The organism is Desulfovibrio sp., from assembly GCF_018379785.1.
Classification (GTDB): Bacteria; Desulfobacterota; Desulfovibrionia; order Desulfovibrionales; family Desulfovibrionaceae; genus Desulfovibrio.
In genome coordinates this window covers 22,747-38,801 of record NZ_JAGZUV010000009.1, presented here as the reverse complement: position 1 = coordinate 38,801, position 16,055 = coordinate 22,747, and the positions used below count along the sequence as shown (strand labels likewise).

13 protein-coding genes are annotated in these 16,055 nt (G+C 62.8%); 12 read left to right on the top strand and 1 reads right to left on the bottom strand.

Annotated features, from left to right (window positions below):
* Positions 1-145 precede the first annotated feature (145 nt).
* The 12 genes from KH208_RS03085 (at position 146) to KH208_RS03030 (ending at position 14,522) form a co-directional block, all read left to right on the top strand.
* On the top strand, positions 146-1,012 hold the full coding sequence (locus tag KH208_RS03085; RefSeq protein ID WP_154508769.1) for an isocitrate lyase/PEP mutase family protein: 867 nt from the start codon (positions 146-148) through the stop codon (positions 1,010-1,012).
* A gap of 83 nt (positions 1,013-1,095) precedes the next feature.
* Positions 1,096-3,096 (top strand): sigma 54-interacting transcriptional regulator, encoded by a 2,001-nt coding sequence (locus tag KH208_RS03080; RefSeq protein WP_291433731.1) that lies wholly within the window; start codon positions 1,096-1,098, stop codon positions 3,094-3,096.
* Between the two features lie 80 nt (positions 3,097-3,176).
* Positions 3,177-3,662, top strand: coding sequence for a tripartite tricarboxylate transporter TctB family protein (locus KH208_RS03075; RefSeq protein WP_154508765.1), 486 nt, complete (start codon positions 3,177-3,179; stop codon positions 3,660-3,662).
* 48 nt (positions 3,663-3,710) lie between these two features.
* Positions 3,711-5,207 (top strand): tripartite tricarboxylate transporter permease, encoded by a 1,497-nt coding sequence (locus KH208_RS03070; RefSeq protein WP_291433729.1) that lies wholly within the window; start codon positions 3,711-3,713, stop codon positions 5,205-5,207.
* 23 nt (positions 5,208-5,230) lie between these two features.
* Positions 5,231-6,460 (top strand): M20/M25/M40 family metallo-hydrolase, encoded by a 1,230-nt coding sequence (locus KH208_RS03065; protein ID WP_291433726.1) that lies wholly within the window; start codon positions 5,231-5,233, stop codon positions 6,458-6,460.
* Positions 6,461-6,498: 38 nt separating this feature from the next.
* Positions 6,499-7,470, top strand: coding sequence for a tripartite tricarboxylate transporter substrate binding protein (locus KH208_RS03060; RefSeq protein WP_291433725.1), 972 nt, complete (start codon positions 6,499-6,501; stop codon positions 7,468-7,470).
* 32 nt (positions 7,471-7,502) lie between these two features.
* Positions 7,503-8,666, top strand: coding sequence for a 2-methylaconitate cis-trans isomerase PrpF family protein (locus KH208_RS03055; protein WP_291433723.1), 1,164 nt, complete (start codon positions 7,503-7,505; stop codon positions 8,664-8,666).
* A 102-nt stretch (positions 8,667-8,768) separates the two neighbouring features.
* Positions 8,769-10,031, top strand: coding sequence for a 3-isopropylmalate dehydratase large subunit (locus tag KH208_RS03050; RefSeq protein WP_291433722.1), 1,263 nt, complete (start codon positions 8,769-8,771; stop codon positions 10,029-10,031).
* A 15-nt stretch (positions 10,032-10,046) separates the two neighbouring features.
* Positions 10,047-10,544 (top strand): 3-isopropylmalate dehydratase, encoded by a 498-nt coding sequence (locus tag KH208_RS03045; RefSeq protein ID WP_287703271.1) that lies wholly within the window; start codon positions 10,047-10,049, stop codon positions 10,542-10,544.
* A gap of 143 nt (positions 10,545-10,687) precedes the next feature.
* Positions 10,688-12,061 (top strand): L-serine ammonia-lyase, encoded by a 1,374-nt coding sequence (locus KH208_RS03040; protein WP_291433718.1) that lies wholly within the window; start codon positions 10,688-10,690, stop codon positions 12,059-12,061.
* 123 nt (positions 12,062-12,184) lie between these two features.
* Positions 12,185-14,212 carry a bifunctional diguanylate cyclase/phosphodiesterase gene (locus KH208_RS03035; RefSeq protein ID WP_291433717.1) on the top strand — a complete coding sequence of 676 codons (2,028 nt, stop codon included), beginning with the start codon at positions 12,185-12,187 and terminating at the stop codon, positions 14,210-14,212.
* A 19-nt stretch (positions 14,213-14,231) separates the two neighbouring features.
* Entirely contained in the window at positions 14,232-14,522 is a 291-nt protein-coding gene (locus KH208_RS03030; RefSeq protein WP_291433715.1) for a putative quinol monooxygenase, read from the top strand.
* 72 nt (positions 14,523-14,594) lie between these two features.
* On the opposite strand, the gene serS is transcribed toward KH208_RS03030, so the two are convergent.
* Positions 14,595-15,866: a serine--tRNA ligase gene (gene serS / locus KH208_RS03025; RefSeq protein ID WP_291433714.1), complete on the bottom strand. Its 1,272-nt coding sequence runs from the start codon at positions 15,864-15,866 to the stop codon at positions 14,595-14,597.
* Between the last annotated feature and the right edge of the window lie 189 nt (positions 15,867-16,055).

Sequence of the window (16,055 nt, the reverse complement as noted above, 5' to 3'; positions counted from 1 at the left end):
CCCGCTCTTAAAAATTTATCCATTTATTTCAATTAATTATAGCATGGCACAAATATTGATATCTAAGGAGGAAAAGCCGGCCTGAATTTCCGTACTCCGCGCGGGCGGAACGCCAGGCACTTCATCAAACAAGCAAGGAAAAGACATGAAAAAGACCACCCTCCTCAAGCAGATGCTGCGGGCCCCGGAACTGCTGGTGGCCCCCGGAGCCTATGACGTCCTCAGCGCCAAAATCATCGAACATTCCGGTTTCAAGGCCGTCTATATGACCGGCTACGGCACCTCGGCCAGTATTCTGGGCCAGCCCGACGTAGGCCTGCTGACCATGACCGAAATGGTGGACCGGGCCCGCAATCTGGCCGAGGCGGTGGACGTGCCGGTGCTGGCCGACGGCGACACCGGTTACGGCAATCCGCTCAACGTCATGCGCACCGTGCGCGAATACGAAAAGGCCGGGGTCTGCGCCATCCAGCTGGAAGACCAGGTTTTCCCCAAGCGCTGCGGACATATGCTCGGGCGCAAGGTCATTCCCAGGGAAGAAATGGTCCAGAAAATCAAGGCCGCCGCGGACAGCCGTCGGGACGACGACTTCGTGATTATCGCCCGCACCGACGCCCGCACCGACCACGGCCTGGAGGAAGCCCTTGAGCGCGGCAAGGCCTACGAAGAAGCCGGGGCTGATCTCATTTTCATCGAGTCCCCGGAAAATCTGGACGAAATGCGCAAGATCAACGAGGTCTTCCCCAACACCCCGACTCTGGCCAACATGCTGGAGGGCGGACGCACGCCCATCCCCACGACCAAAGAGCTGGAAGACATGGGTTTCGGCATCGCCATCTACTGCACCGGCCCGCTGTACGCGGCGGCCCTGGCCGTGCGCAATTACATGCAGCACCTCAAAACCCACAACACCACGGCGGATTTCTTCGACCATCTGCTGACCTTCCCGGAATTCAACGCCTTCATCGGCCTGGACGCCTACAACGCGCTCAGCCGGAAGTACGCGGGCTGAACCCCGGGTCCGGGGTCCGGCCCGGCCGGGCCCCGGTCATGCGAAGCCGCAGCGCCGACGCACCATCCGCCACAGGAAAGACCATGATTGAATACGCCTCTCCCCCATACAAAATCGCCCTGGTGGCCCCCTACGGCAATCTGAGCGCCATGTTCGCCCGCGTGGCGGAGGGCCTTCCCTGCAGTCTGGCGGTGCGTATGGGCGTTGCCCTGGAAGAGGCCGTGGCGGCGGCCCGGCAACTCATCAACAGCGAACAGCCGGAAGTTATCTGCAGCCGCGGCGGCAGCGCCGACTACATCCAGTCCCAGGTGGATGTCCCCGTGGTGACGGTTTCCACTACGGCCTTGGACCTACTGCGGGTTCTCCTGCCTTTTCAGGGAAAAATCCGCAAAGCGGCCTTTTTCAACTACCAGGAGCCCCTGCCGGAGGTGCAGGCCGTGGCCCGGGCCCTGGGCATGGAAATCCGCGAATATCTTTTCCACACCCGCGAGGAGAAATCCTCCCGCATGCTGGAGGCCGCGGCCGAAGGCGCGCAGTTGGGCGTGGGTGGAGCGCTGGTGGCGGGCATGCGCGAACTCTGCGGCGTGGACGGCATCGTGCTGGAAGCCGGCGAGGACGCGGTACGGCGCGCCCTGCGTGAGGCCTTCGCCATCGCCCGCATCCGCCGGGTGGAGTTGCAGCGCCAGGCCCGGACCATGACCATTCTGAACACCATCGCCGAGGGCATCATGGTCACGGATGAAAACAACGCCCTGACCCTGATCAATCCGGCGGCGGAAAACATTCTGCAGATCAAGGCCGACGAGACCGTGGGGCGGGATGCGCGCGACGTGGTGCCCAACACCCGCACCTGGAACGTGCTGCACAACGGCACGTCCGAGCTCAACGAGCTGCAGGACATCAACGGCCAGACCATCGTGACCAACCGCGTGCCCATCCGGATGAACGGCCGCAGCATCGGCGTGGTCTGCACCTTCGCCGGGGCCGAGCGCATCCGCCAGGCGGAGCAGCGCCTGCGGGGCCGCCAACGCGCCCACGGCTTCGAGGCCCGCTGGCGGCTCGCGGACATCCTGACCCGCAACGCGGGCATGAAGGACCTCAAAAAACTGGCCGCCGGCTATGCTGAAGCCGATGCCTCGGTACTGATCCAGGGCGAATCCGGCAGCGGCAAGGAACTTTTCGCCCAGGGCATGCATCTGGCCAGCCGCCGGGCCGCGGCGCCCTTTGTGGCGGTCAATTGCGCGGCCATTCCCCCGTCCCTGCTGGAAAGCGAGCTTTTCGGCTATGAGGAGGGCGCGTTCACCGGCGCGCGGCGCAAGGGTAAAGCCGGGTATTTCGAGCTGGCCCACGAGGGCACGCTTTTTCTGGATGAGATCAGCGAGATGCCCTACCACCTCCAGGCCCGCCTGCTGCGCGTCCTGCAGGAGCGGGAAGTCATGCGCGTCGGCGGCGCGCAGATGATTCCCATTGACGTGCGGATCATCTGCGCCACCAACAGGAATCTCCAAGCCCTGGCGGCGCGCGGGCTCTTCCGCCAGGACCTTTTCTATCGCTGCAACGTCCTGCCGCTCCACATTCCCCCGTTGCGCGAGCGGGGCAACGACACCCTCTATCTGGCCTGCCACTTCCTGCGCAAGGGCGCACGCGGCGCGGCCTGCACGGGTCTGGACAGAGAGGCGCTGGACAAGGAGCTGGGCGACCTGCTGCGCGAACACGCCTGGCCCGGCAACGTGCGCGAACTGGCCAACGTCATGGAACGTCTGGCCCTGATTTCCGACCTTTTTCCGCAGCGATCCCTGCGGGAACTCTTCTCCCGCACCCGCGCCCAGGAAAGCGGGCCGTGCGTCTGCGGTGGGGGCGATCCCTTCACTCCTCCGTCCTCGGACAACGGCGAAACACTCAGGGAAATCGCGCGGCGCGCGGAATACGAGGCCATTACCCGGCAGCTTTCCGCCTGTAACGGCGATTACGCGCGCGCGGCCCGGCGCCTGGGCATCAGCCGGGTCAGCCTCTGGCGCAAACTGCGGGAACGTCCGAATATTGCTGAAACGGAAGAGGATGGGGGCGACAGCAGCATGAAATAAAAGCGGCCGCCGGGATAGCCCCCGTCTTCAAACGCGAAACGCTCTGGCTGATATCCCATGCCAACCCAGCGAGGAATATAATGAAAAGCCCAACAGACGTTGTCAGTGGCCTTATTCTGCTCGGACTGTGCGCCGTGGGCGCATACAGCGTCAGCCTGCTGCCTGCGGCCGGAAGCACCGAAAACGTGGGGCCCGGCGGCGTGCCCAGAGCGGTTCTCGTCATTCTCGCCGTCCTGAGTTGCATTCTGATCGTCAAGGGTCTGCGCCAGATGCCCGATAAGCGCTATTGGCCGGAACCCCGCGTCTTCAAAAAAGTTCTTTGCTTCCTCGGCCTTATCTATCTTTATCTGATCACTCTGACCGGTCTCGGCGACCTTTTCGCTGCCATGGAAAACCCGCCCTTCGCTTCGGGCGGAGCCTTCTGCATCAGCACTTGTCTCTTTCTTCTGATTGCCCTGCCCCTGCTCGGCAGGCGCAAGCCCGTGGAGGTCCTGCTGGTGGCTGTGTTGACCACGGCCGTCCTGCTCGCGGCCTTTGGCTGGTTTTTCCAGATCATGCTGCCCTGAAGTCCCGGCTTTCCGGCATAACCGGCATCAGTTTCAGAGGAGAAAGACATGCTTGCAAATATCTTTGACGGCATCATGAGCGCCCTTAGTATGAGCGCGCTGCTGGCCAACCTCATGGGCGTGGCCCTGGGAATCGTCTTTGGCGCGCTGCCAGGACTGACGGCGGCCATGGGCGTGGCCCTGCTCATTCCCCTGACCTTCGGCATGGCCCCGGTGGACGCCTTTTCCGCCCTGCTGGGCATGTACTGCGGGGCCATTTACGGCGGCTGCATCACGGCCATTCTGGTGGGCACACCGGGCACGGTTTCCGCCGCAGCCACCATGCTGGAAGGTCCGGCCCTCACGGCGCGCGGCGAGTCCCGCCGAGCCCTGGACATGGCCACCGTGGCCTCCTTCATCGGCGGCATTTTCAGCGCTCTTGTCCTGGTTTCCGTGGCGCCGCTGCTGGCCCGCGCGGCCATGTCCTTCAGCGCTCCGGAGTATTTTGCTGTGGCGGTCTTCGGCCTGACCATCGTGGCCTCGCTCTCCTCCGGCCACCTGATCAAAGGCTTGGTTTCCGCCTGTGTGGGCCTGTTTCTCGCCACCATCGGACTGGACCCGGTCACCAGCGACATGCGCAACACATTCAACATTCCGGATCTTTTCAACGGCCTGTCCCTGGTGCCCGTGCTGGTGGGCCTGTTCGCCATGTCCCAAGTTCTGGTGACCGTGGAGGACGTGATCCGGGGCGTGTCGCTCAAGGAAGGTAAGATATCCAGGCGCGGTCTTTCTCTTAAAGATCTTACCGACAATGCCGTAAACTTCCTGCGCTCCTCGGCCATCGGCACGGCCATCGGGATCATCCCGGCCACGGGCGTGAGCGCGGCCACCTTTTTCGCCTACTCCGAAGCCAAGCGCCACTCCAAGACGCCGGAAATGTACGGCAAGGGCTGCCTGGAGGGCATCGCCGCTACAGAATCCTCCAATAACGCGGTCTGCGGCGGCGCGCTGATCCCCCTGCTGACGCTGGGCGTGCCCGGCGACATCATCACCGCCATCATGCTGGGCGCGCTGATGATCCAGGGGTTGACCCCCGGCCCGTTGCTCTTTGTGGAACATCCGGTCACGGTCTACGGCATTTTCGCGGCCTTCATCATCGCCAATGTGGTGATGCTGGTCTGCGGGCTGATCGCCGTGCGCGGGGCCAACAAGATCACCTCCATCCCCGGCGGCGTGCTCATGCCCATCGTGGTCACGCTCTGCGTGGTGGGCGGCTTTGCAGTAAACAATTCCACCTTTGACCTGCTGGTGGTAGCGGTGTTCGGCACTGTGGGCTATCTGATGATCAAGTGCGACTTCCCCTTGCCGCCGCTGCTGCTGGCCATGATCCTGGAACCCATTGCCGAAGCTAACTTCCGCCGGGCATTGAGCATTTCCCAGAACGACTATGCCATTTTCTACACCAGCCCCGTGGCCTGCATCATCCTGGGACTCAGCCTCTTTGTGCTGATCAAGTCCGTTTGGAACGACCTGCGCGATTCCCGGAAGAACCCGAGCAAATCCTGACCAACACAGACAAGGAGCCCTACATGGAACTCACGCAATGGAAAGAAAAGCTGGATGTCTGGTTCAATGACAAGGAGCCAGAAATGCTTACCCTTCTGGAACGTATCGTGAACATGGATTCTTTTTCCCACGACGGCGACGATGTGAACAAAGTGGGCGAGACGCTCGCCGCTTGGATGGCCGAAGTGGGCTTTCAGACGGCCAGACTGCCCAAAAGACCCTCGCCGCCCGATGAGCCCTGGATGGACTCCCTGGGCAACGTGTTCTGCGCCCGCAGCCATGCTGAGGAGGCCGGACCGGGCGTGGCTTTCATCGGGCACATGGACACGGTCTTTCCGGCCGGGACGGCGGCGGCCCGCCCCTTCCGCCTGGACCGCGCCGCCGACAGAGCCACCGGTCCAGGTGCGGCGGACATGAAGGCTGGCCTTGTGCAGAACATGTTTGTGGCCAGAGCGCTGAAGGAGCTTGGTTTGATGCCCGTACCCATGACCTTGACCTTCACCCCCGACGAAGAACTGGGCTCGGCCTCCAGCGCATCCATACTGGGCGAACAGCTCAACGGCGCACACGCCGTGCTCTGCTCGGAAGCAGGGTATCCTGGCAACGGCGTGACCATCGAACGCAAGGGATCAGGGCACATGCTGCTGGAAATCACGGGCAAAGCCGCCCATGCCGGGCGTAATTACGAAGAAGGCGCTTCCGCCATTCTTGAGCTGGCCCACAACATCCTGGCTTTTAACGAACATCTGGATCTCACCAACGGCACCACGGTGAACACCGGACTGATCAGCGGTGGCATCTCCGCCAATTCCGTGGCCCCCAACGCCTGGGCTCGACTGCATCTCTCCTTCGCCAGACTGGAAGACGGTCTGGCCCTGGCCGACAGGGTGCGCGAAGAAACGGCCTGTTGCAAGGTGCCCGGCACCCATGCCCATGTCAGCGGAGGCGTGCGCCTGCCGCCGCTGGAAACCACGCCCACGGTACGACAACTTTACGAGTTGGCCGCCCATGCCGGGGAATGTCTGGACTACTACATCCACGCCGAGCACTCCAAGGGCGCGGCTGAATCCGGCTATTGTTCAAGCGTGCTGGGTCTGCCCGTGCTCTGCAGCATGGGTCCCGAGGGGGCGGACATGCACTCGCCCGCAGAATATTTTCGCCCTTCCACCCTCATTCCGCGCTGCAAACTGATGGCGCTTACGGCGCTTCAGGCCGCGCACGTCTTCACCGCCGCGCCGAAAGCACGCTTGTAACATCCGCGCACCCCACTGACTGTCAAAGGAGAAAAACCATGAAAAAAAACTCGCGTATTCTGTCCGCTCTTCTCGTCTGCGCCCTGTTGTTCCCGGCTTTCCCCCTGTCGGCCCGAGCCGCCTATCCCGACCGGCCCGTGACCATCATCGTACCCTTCGGGCCCGGCGGCGCTGTGGACATCGCCGCCCGCGTTCTAGCCGAATATTTTCAGACCAAGCACAACATCATCCTGAACATTGTCTGCAAGGGCGGCGGGGCTGGCGCGCCGGCTATGCTGGACGTGGCCAGGGCCAGGCCCGACGGATACACCTTCGGCTTCCCCGGCATAGCCCCTTTCTCCACTGTGGCCCACCTCAAAAAAACCGGTTACAGCCTCAAGGATTTCCGCACCGTTGTCCAGATCACCAACATGTGGATGAGCCTGGCCGTCAACGCCGATTCGGACATCAAGGACATCAGGGGGTTGATGGAAGCCGCTAAAGCCAATCCCGGCAAGGTCAACTACGCGACCCACGGGGCCTATTCCACCCAAAGCCTGTTCATGCGCCGAATTTTAAAGACCTTTCCCGGCGTGGATCTGCCCCATATTACCTATGCCAGCGGACAGGAGGTTTCCACGGCCCTGCTGGGCCGCCATGTGACCAGTGGCTTCGGTGTTACCACCAATCAAAAGCCCTACGTGCTCTCCGGCGATTTCAGGATGATCGGGGTGACCAGTCCGGAACGGCTGCCGGAATTTCCCGACGTACCTACCTTCGCGGAACAGGCGGGGCCGGAATACGTCTTCGGTTCCCCGCACGGTCTGCTGGCACCCCGGCGCGTACCTGATGAGCGCGTGGAAATCATGCAGAATTTGGTCAAGGAAGCCCTAGCCGATCCAGGAGTAAAGGCCAAGTTCGCCAAGGCTGGGCTCTCCACCGACTATCTTTCAGCCGCCGAATTCCAGAAGGTCGTGGACAAGACCTGGGAATTTCTGGGTGAAACCATCAAGGAAGCCGACGTTCAATAAGGACGAACGCGGGTTTTCCAAGGAGAACGGACATGCATCCCGAAATGGAACAGATCCGCTGTGCCATCGTGCGCGGCGGCACGAGCAAGGGAATTTTTCTGCGCGCCAACGACCTGCCCGCCGATCCGGCCAGGCGCGACGCGGTCATCCTGGCCGTTTTCGGCAGCCCGGACATCCGCCAGATCGACGGCCTGGGCGGGGCCGACGTGCTGACCAGCAAGCTGGCCATCATCGGCCCCTCCAGCAAAGCCGGCTGCGACGTGGACTACACCTTCGGCCAGGTCAGCTTCGAGAAAGCCTTCATCGACTACAAGGGCAACTGCGGCAACATTTCCTCGGCCGTGGGCGGCTTCGCCATTGACGAAGGCATGGTGCGGGCAGTGGAACCCGTGACCACGGTGCGCATCCACCTCACCAACAGCGGCAGCGTGCTGACGGCGGAAGTGCCGGTGAAGGACGGCAAAGCGCGGGTCAGCGGGAATTTTGCCATTGACGGCTGCCCCGGCACAGGCGCGCGCGTGACCCTGGACTGGTCCGGCGTGACCGGCGGCATCACCGGCAAGCTGCTGCCCACGGGCAAACCCAAGGACGTTTTCCACATCGACGGAAGGGAATATCCCGTCTCTCTGGTGGACGCGGGCAATCCCCTGGTTTTCATCCACGCCGCCTCCCTGGGCATGAAGGGCACGGAAAGCCCGGCGGAAATAGAGGGCGACGCGGCGCTGATGGCCGTGATCGAAAAAATCCGGGGCAAGGCCGCCGTGCTTTGCGGCCTGACGGACGCGCCGGAAAACGCGGCCCTGCAAAGCCCCTACAATCCTTTCTTCGCCATCGTCAGTCCCCCGGCGGACTACACGGCCATCAACGGCAAAAAGGTCAGGGCCGGAGACGCGGACCTGGTTTCCCGTCTGCTGTTCATGCTCAAAATGCACAAGGCCTATCCCATCACCGGCACGGTCTGCACCGGCGCGGCCTGCCGCATTCCCGGCAGCGTGGCCTGGGAGGCGCTCGGCGAACGCGGCAAGCAGGCGCGGACCATCCTCATCGGCCACCCCTCAGGGGTCATCCCGGTGGAGGCCGAGGCCCGCGAAGCGCCGGACGAACCGGGCGGCGTGGCCGTCACCCGTCTGGGCGTCTACCGCACGGCCCGCCGGATCATGGACGGTTACGTCTATGTGCTCAAGGCATCTTGTTAATCCCAGCACTTTCCGACCTGTGCGGCGCTTGCCTATCCCGTCCCCGGCCGCGCGGGCTCCGACCGTTCCTCTCCATCGCCGCCACCGGCAAAGGGAAAAAACATGGGCATGACCATAGCTGAAAAAATCATCGCCGGGGCGGCCGGACGCCAGGAAGTGCGGGCCGGGGAAATTGTCTGGGCCGATGTGGACCGGGCCATGATGGACGACATTCTGGGCCCGCGCGTGGAAATCGCCGAACGTATGCGTGAACTGAACGTGCCGGTCTGGGATCCGGACAAGGTAGTGATCATCGCGGATCATTACACCCCTCCAGCCAACGCCAAGCAGGCGGCCATCGTCAAATTCACCCAGGAATGGGCGCAGGAATACGGCATCAGAAACTATTACGCCTTTGTGGGCCCCTGCCATCAGGTCATGGCCGAGCACGGCCACGTGCTGCCGGGCACGGTGGTCATGGGGACGGATTCGCACACCTGCATGGGCGGAGCCCTGGGCGCTTTCGCCAGCGGCGTGGGCTCCACGGAAATGGTGGGCATTCTGGCCACCGGCCGGATCTGGCTGCGCGTGCCCGAAACCATTCGCGTGACATGGCGCGGCACGCCGCCGCCCGGCGTCATGGCCAAGGACATTTCCCTGGCGACCATCGGCGACATCGGCCATGCCGGAGCCACCTACAAGGCCGTGGAATACACGGGCGAGGCCGTGGCCGCCCTGAGCATGGACGAACGTTTCTGCCTCTCCAACATGGCTGTGGAAATGGGAGCCAAGGCCGGGCTGATCCCCACCGACGAAACCACCGAGGCCTTTCTGCTGGGCCAGGGCCTTGCTGGCCCCTTCCCGCGCCTGGACAGCGACATCGACGCCGTTTTCAGCGAACGGCGGGACTATGACGCCGCAACGCTCACGCCCATGCTGGCCTGCCCGCACGAGGTGGACAACGTCCGGCCGGTGACGGAAGCGAACGCCGCGCGCATCGACCAGGCCTACATCGGTTCCTGCACCGGCGGCCGTTACACGGATCTGGCCGCCGCGGCCCGGTTGCTCAGGGGACGCAAGGTGGCCTCCGGCTGCCGCCTGCTGGTTTCGCCCGCTTCCAAGAGCATCTGGGAGCGGGCCGCCGACGACGGCACGCTGCTGGCGCTTTCCGAAGCCGGAGCCGTCATCCTGGCGCCCACCTGCGGCGTCTGCGTGGGGCTGCACTCCGGCGTGCTGGCCGACGGGCAGATTTGCGTGTCCACCACCAACCGTAACTTCATCGGCCGCTTGGGCAGCAAAAAGGCCGAAACCTACCTGGCTTCGCCCCTGACCGCCGCCGCCTCTGCGGTGACCGGACGGCTCACGGACCCCAGGGAATTTTTGTAGGCAAGGAGAGCAGACATGTCAGACATCCGTAGAGGCCCGGCATATATTTTCGGAGACAACATCAACACGGACATCATCTCGCCGCCGCAGTACATGGAGCTTTCCGTCGAGGAGGCCGCGCCCTGGACCATGAGCGGCGTGGACCCGGATTTCGCCGCGCGGGCGAAGCCGGGCACCATCATCGTGGCGGGCAGAAACTTCGGTTCCGGCTCCAGCCGGGAACTGGCCCCGCTCTCCCTGCGCCACCTCAAGGTGGGGGCCATCGTGGCCAAATTCTTCGCCCGGATTTTCTACCGCAACGCCATCAATCTGGGTCTGCCCGTGGTGGAATGCGCGGATGCGGACAAAATCCGCCAGGACGACGACCTGGAAATCGACTTCGCGGCCGGGCGCATTCGGAATCACACGCGCGGTGAGGAATACTTCTGCTCCGTACTGCCGCCGCACATTCTGGAACTGATCCGCGAGGGCGGCCTCATCGCCCACCTCAAGCGCCAGCTCGCCGCACGCTGAGTTCCCTCCTCCCTCAACCAGGGCATGCCGGTTTTCCACATGGACCGGCATGCCCCTTCTTGCGCCGTATGGGCCCGCCGCCCCTCGACTCCGCGCGGATATTCCGTCATACTGATGATAAATAATCCTAGGCGGAGAAAACCATGCTCAGCGTGTTCGATCTGTTCAAAATCGGCATCGGCCCGTCCAGTTCCCACACAGTAGGTCCCATGCTGGCGGGCAAAGCCTTTGCCGACGAGCTGCGCGGCAAAGGCCTGCTGGACACGACGGCCCGCGTCCAGCTTGATCTTTACGGTTCCCTGGCGCTCACCGGCGACGGTCACGGCACCATGGGCGCGGTGCTCAGCGGCCTAGAGGGAGAGCAGCCGCACAGCGTGGAACCGGCCCACCTGGCCGGGCGGGCCAACGCGCTGAAAAACGACGCGGACCTGCTGCTGGCCGGGGAGCGGGCCGTGCCCTTTGTCTATGCGCGGGACATGCTGGTGCACAAGGGGCTCTTTCTGCCCCGCCACTCCAACGCCCTGACCCTCTCGGCCTTTGCCGACGACGGCGCGCCCCTGCTGTCCAGGACCTACTATTCCGTCGGCGGCGGCTTCATCCGCACCGAAGAGGATTTCGACGCCCCGCGGGAAGAATACCCCACACCGCCCTATTCCTACGCCACGGCCGGTGAACTGTTCGCCATCTGCGAGCGGGAGGGCAAAAGCATTGCCGACATCGTGCTGGCCAACGAAATTTTCTGGCGCTCCGAAGCGGAAGTGGCGGCACGCATGGCGACCATCATCAGCACCATGCGCGAATCCGTGGAGCGGGGCTGCTGCACGGACGGCGTGCTGCCCGGCGGCTACAAGGTACGACGCCGGGCTCCCAATCTGCTGCGCAAGGTCAGCGCGCTCCAGGCCACGGGTCGCCGCGACCTGAGCCTCTGGCCCATGCTCTATGCTTTTGCCGTGGCCGAGGAAAACGCCTCGGGCGGGCGCGTCGTCACCGCGCCCACCAACGGCGCGGCGGGCATCATACCGGCGGTGCTGATGTACTATACCAACTTCTATCCCCACGCCACGGAGCCGGGCGAACGGGACTTTCTGCTCACGGCCGGGGCCATCGGCCTGTTTTACAAGCTGAACGCCTCCATTTCCGGCGCGGAAGTGGGCTGCCAGGGCGAGGTGGGCGTGGCCTGCTCCATGGCCGCCGGGGCCTATTGCGCGGTCACCGGCGGCAGCGTGAAACAGGTGGAGGCGGCCGCCGAAATCGGCATGGAGCACAATCTGGGCCTGACCTGCGACCCCGTGGGAGGCCTGGTGCAGATTCCCTGTATCGAACGCAACGGGGTGGCCGCCGAACGCGCCGTGAACTGCGCCCAGCTCTCCCGCCTGGAAGACGGCCGCCAGCGCGTGGTCTCTCTGGATAAGATCATTGAGGTCATGTACCGTACCGGAACAGACCTCCAGGCCCGCTACAAGGAAACCTCCCTGGGCGGGCTGGCCCAGGCCATCGGCGAGGCCTACCGGAACTGATCCGGACCACAAAGCCCACGGCCGCCAGGCCCGCCGAAATTCTTCGGGCCGCCCTTATTCCCTTAACAAAAGTTTGGTTATGCCGTAGGGTGGCGTGAAAATCTTTCCGGGGTCCGCGCAACTATGCAGAACATGCTGAAATTCGGTCTTAAGACCCTCTTCCTGCTGGTGGTTCTGCTTGGCGTGGGCGCGATCTATTCCATCGACCAATCCCAGACCTACGGCCGGCTGATCAACTATGTGGGCATCGTGCGGGGCGCGACCCAGCGCCTTGTGAAACTGGAGTTGGCGCAAGAGCCGCGCGACGATCTGATCGCCTATCTTGACGGCATCCAGAACGAACTGCGTACCGGCGAAGGGCCGTACGGTCTGATCAGGCCCGACGACCTGGAATACAGCAATAATTTATCCCAGCTCCAGCGGCACTGGGGAACGCTGAAAGAGAACATTCTGGCCGCCAGACAGGACAAGACCGCGTCCGCCGCCCTGCTGCGCGCCAGCGAAGACTATTTTGATCTGGCGAACAAGACTGTCTTTGCCGCGGAGTCCTTCGCCCACAAAGAAACCTCCATGCTCTTGCGCCTGATCGTGCTCATGGCGGTTTTTCTGCTGCTGACCTGGCTGTTCATTCTCTGGGCCTACGGCAAAAAAATGCTCCTGCTGGAGAATCTGAACAAAAATCTGAACGACATGGCGGACCGGGATCCCCTGACGGGCGCGTATAATCTGGAACGCTTCAAGCGCGAGGCCAGGAAACTGATCGGCACCGGCGAAAGCACGCGCTATGCCGTGGCCTATGCTGATTTCGCCGACTTTAAATACATTAACGATGTGTTCGGCTATGAATACGGCAGCACGGTCCTCAGGGAATACGCCCGCATTATCGGCAAGGAACTCAAGGAAAATGAGATTTTCAGCCGTGTCTCGGCGGACAATTTCATAATCCTGCGCCGCTATGAGGACAAAGAAGAACTTCTTGCGCGCCAGCAGGCCGTTGACGCCGACATCACGGATTTCATGCACAAATCCCGGTACAAGCAGACCCTGCCGGTATGCTGCGGCATCTGCTGCCTGGAGGACGCACCCGGCGACCTGGTCATAGACAACATTCTGGACCGGGCCAATTTCGCGCGCAAGACGGTCAAAAACGGCGCCCATGCCAGATATGCTTTCTACGACGAAAGCATCCGCGACAACCTGCTGGAGGAAAAAGGCCTTGTCAGCCAGATGCAGGAAGCCCTGAACGGCGGGGAATTCATCATCTATTATCAGCCCAAGGTGGATCTGCGCACCGGCGCCATCGCCTGCGCCGAAGCCCTGGTGCGCTGGAAAAAACCCGACGGCCGGATCATCCCGCCCGACAGGTTTATCCCTGTTTTTGAAAAGAACCATCTCATCGCCGCACTGGACCAGTACGTCTTTGAAAACGTCTGCCGCTCCCTGCGCCGCAGGCTGGACGAAGAGCGGCCCGTCCTGCCGGTTTCGGTAAATATTTCCCGGCTCCAGTTTTACGAGGCGGACTTTGTGGCCGCCTATGCGGCCGTCAAAAACCGTTACCGGATCCCGAACGGCCTGCTGGACCTTGAATTCACGGAATCCATCGCCTGCGACAACTCCGAGCTGATGACCGAAATCGTGAAAAAGCTGAAGCAGGAAGGCTTTTCCTGTTCCATTGACGATTTCGGAAAAGGCTATTCCTCGCTCAGTCTGCTGAAAAGCCTGCCCATCGACACGCTCAAAATCGACAGATTGTTCTTCATTGACGGCGAGAATAAGGAAAAAGACGCCATTCTGGTTGAGAGCATCATCGGGCTGGTTCGCAAACTCCATATCCAGACCGTGGCCGAAGGCGTGGAATCGCCGGACCAGGTCGCCTTTCTGAAGAGCGTCCACTGTGATCTGGTGCAGGGCTACATTTTTTTCAAGCCCATGCCTGAACAGGAGTACGAAGCGGCCGTTGAGAGAGAGAGAGAGAGAGAGAGAGAGAGAGAGAGAGAGAGAGAGAGAGAGAGAGAGACGCGCCGTTGCCCGAATCTGAATCGTGTAGCGGCAGCCCGTAAAGCCAACGGCATTTCCCCGCTCTCCAAAATGCCCCGGCGGCCTGTCTGCCGCGCCGCACTTCCTCCGGCCGCGCGCCATGATGCCGACTGACAACGCTGAAGGAACAACCATGAACGAAATCCGCATTGTGGCTGAACTTGAGGTCATGCCCGAACACCGGGAAGCCATGCTGCCCGCATTCCGCGCCATGGTGGAAGCCAGCCGGGCCGAATCCGGAAATCTGGCCTACGACCTGACGGAGGATCTGGAAAATCCCTGCCGTTTTTTCATTCTTGAAGCCTGGGCCTCGGCCGGGGCCATCGTTGAGCACAACGCCAGCGCGCACTTCAAGGCCTTCGGGGAATTCCAGAAAGACAAGCTGCGCCGCAAAGCCGTGGTCAAACTGAAACAGCTCTTCTGATCGCCGGAAACAGAGGGGGCTCCGTTAACGGAGCCCCCTCTGTTTGGAAAAGAGACACGTCGCCCACCCGCCCTAAGGCTCGATGACCTCCACCCCATCCATGTACGGCACAAGCGCTTTCGGCAGACGCACGCTGCCGTCTTTCTGCTGGCCGTTTTCAAGAATGGCGGCGATGGCGCGGCCCGTAGGCAGGCCCGAGCCGTTGAGCGTATGGACAAAAGCCGCCTTGCCGCCCTTGGGTTTGAAGCGGATGTCCGCGCGCCGGGCCTGGAAGTCCACGCAGTTGGAACAGGAAGAAATCTCGCGATAGGTGTTCTGCGCGGGCAGCCAGACCTCCACGTCATAGGTCTTGGCCGAGCCGAAGCCCATATCGCCGGTGCAGAGCGTGATCACCCGGTAGGGCAGCTCCAGCAGTTCCAGCAGATGCCGGGCGTGGCCGCACATCAGCTCCAACTGATTGAAGCTGTCGTCCGGGTGGGCGAAACGGACCATCTCCACCTTGGTGAACTGGTGCATGCGGATGATCCCGCGCGTGTCCTTGCCCGCGCTGCCCGCTTCGGAGCGGAAGCAGGGCGTGGCGGCACAGTAGGCGCGCGGCAGGTCGGCTTCGTCCAGAACTTCCCCGGCGTGCAGATTGGTCAGCGGCACCTCGGCGGTGGGAATCAGGTAATAGTCCCACTCGCGCAGCTTGAAGAGATCTTCCTCGAACTTGGGCAGCTGGCCCGTGCCGGTCATGGTGGCGCGGTTGACCATGTAGGGCGGGCAAACTTCGATGTAGCCCTCATGCCGGGTGTGCTGGTCCAGGAAAAAGTTGACCAGGGCCCGGTCCAGACGCGCGGCCCAGCCCAGGGAAACCACAAAGCGGCTGCCCGTGAGGCGCGCGGCGCGCTCGAAATCCAGGCCGCCCAGGGCCACGCCCAGATCGCCGTGCTCCCGCACCGGAAAGTCGAATCGGCGCGGCGTGCCCCAGCGGGCCACTTCCACATTTTCCGTCTCGTCCCGGCCCACGGGCACGGAAGCGTCCGGAATGTTGGGCGCGCGCATGAGCCACGCTTCCACATCGGCCTTGGCCTGGGCGGTCTGGCCGTCCAGCTCCTTGATGCGGTCCGACAGGCCGCCCAGTTCGGCCAGCAGGGGACCGGCGTCCCGGCCCTCGCGCTTGAGGGCCGCCACCTGGCCGGAAGCGGCGTTGCGGCGGCTCTTCAGGGCCTCCACTTCCGCGAGCAGGGACCGGCGGCGGGCATCCAGGCCCAGAAATTCATTGACGTCCAGTTCCGAATGCCGGTCGGCCAAGGCCTTGGCCAGCACTTCCGGCTGTTTTTGCACCAGTTTGAGATCAATCATAATCGCTCCCGCAGGGCAGACATATTCGAGAACTCTCCATACATGTCAGCCTGTTAGCATGAATTTCCGAGAGAGGCGCCAGCGCCGCGCCTTCAGGCCGCGTCCCGGCCGGGAGTTCGGCGGAACACGCACGGCGCGCGAGAAATCAGACAGCAGCCCTGTAGCATGGGGAGCATTGCCTTGCAAGGC

What these genes read in the sequence shown, in the direction of transcription:
- KH208_RS03060 (WP_291433725.1), top strand. Translation starts at nt 6,499, where the DNA reads ATGAAAAAAAACTCGCGTATTCTGTCCGCTCTTCTCGTCTGCGCCCTG.
- KH208_RS03065 (WP_291433726.1), top strand. Translation starts at nt 5,231, where the DNA reads ATGGAACTCACGCAATGGAAAGAAAAGCTGGATGTCTGGTTCAATGAC.
- KH208_RS03080 (WP_291433731.1), top strand. Translation starts at nt 1,096, where the DNA reads ATGATTGAATACGCCTCTCCCCCATACAAAATCGCCCTGGTGGCCCCC.
- KH208_RS03085 (WP_154508769.1), top strand. Translation starts at nt 146, where the DNA reads ATGAAAAAGACCACCCTCCTCAAGCAGATGCTGCGGGCCCCGGAACTG.
- KH208_RS03035 (WP_291433717.1), top strand. Translation starts at nt 12,185, where the DNA reads ATGCAGAACATGCTGAAATTCGGTCTTAAGACCCTCTTCCTGCTGGTG.
- KH208_RS03075 (WP_154508765.1), top strand. Translation starts at nt 3,177, where the DNA reads ATGAAAAGCCCAACAGACGTTGTCAGTGGCCTTATTCTGCTCGGACTG.
- KH208_RS03040 (WP_291433718.1), top strand. Translation starts at nt 10,688, where the DNA reads ATGCTCAGCGTGTTCGATCTGTTCAAAATCGGCATCGGCCCGTCCAGT.
- KH208_RS03055 (WP_291433723.1), top strand. Translation starts at nt 7,503, where the DNA reads ATGCATCCCGAAATGGAACAGATCCGCTGTGCCATCGTGCGCGGCGGC.
- serS (WP_291433714.1), bottom strand. Translation starts at nt 15,866, where the DNA reads ATGATTGATCTCAAACTGGTGCAAAAACAGCCGGAAGTGCTGGCCAAG.
- KH208_RS03030 (WP_291433715.1), top strand. Translation starts at nt 14,232, where the DNA reads ATGAACGAAATCCGCATTGTGGCTGAACTTGAGGTCATGCCCGAACAC.
- KH208_RS03050 (WP_291433722.1), top strand. Translation starts at nt 8,769, where the DNA reads ATGGGCATGACCATAGCTGAAAAAATCATCGCCGGGGCGGCCGGACGC.
- KH208_RS03070 (WP_291433729.1), top strand. Translation starts at nt 3,711, where the DNA reads ATGCTTGCAAATATCTTTGACGGCATCATGAGCGCCCTTAGTATGAGC.
- KH208_RS03045 (WP_287703271.1), top strand. Translation starts at nt 10,047, where the DNA reads ATGTCAGACATCCGTAGAGGCCCGGCATATATTTTCGGAGACAACATC.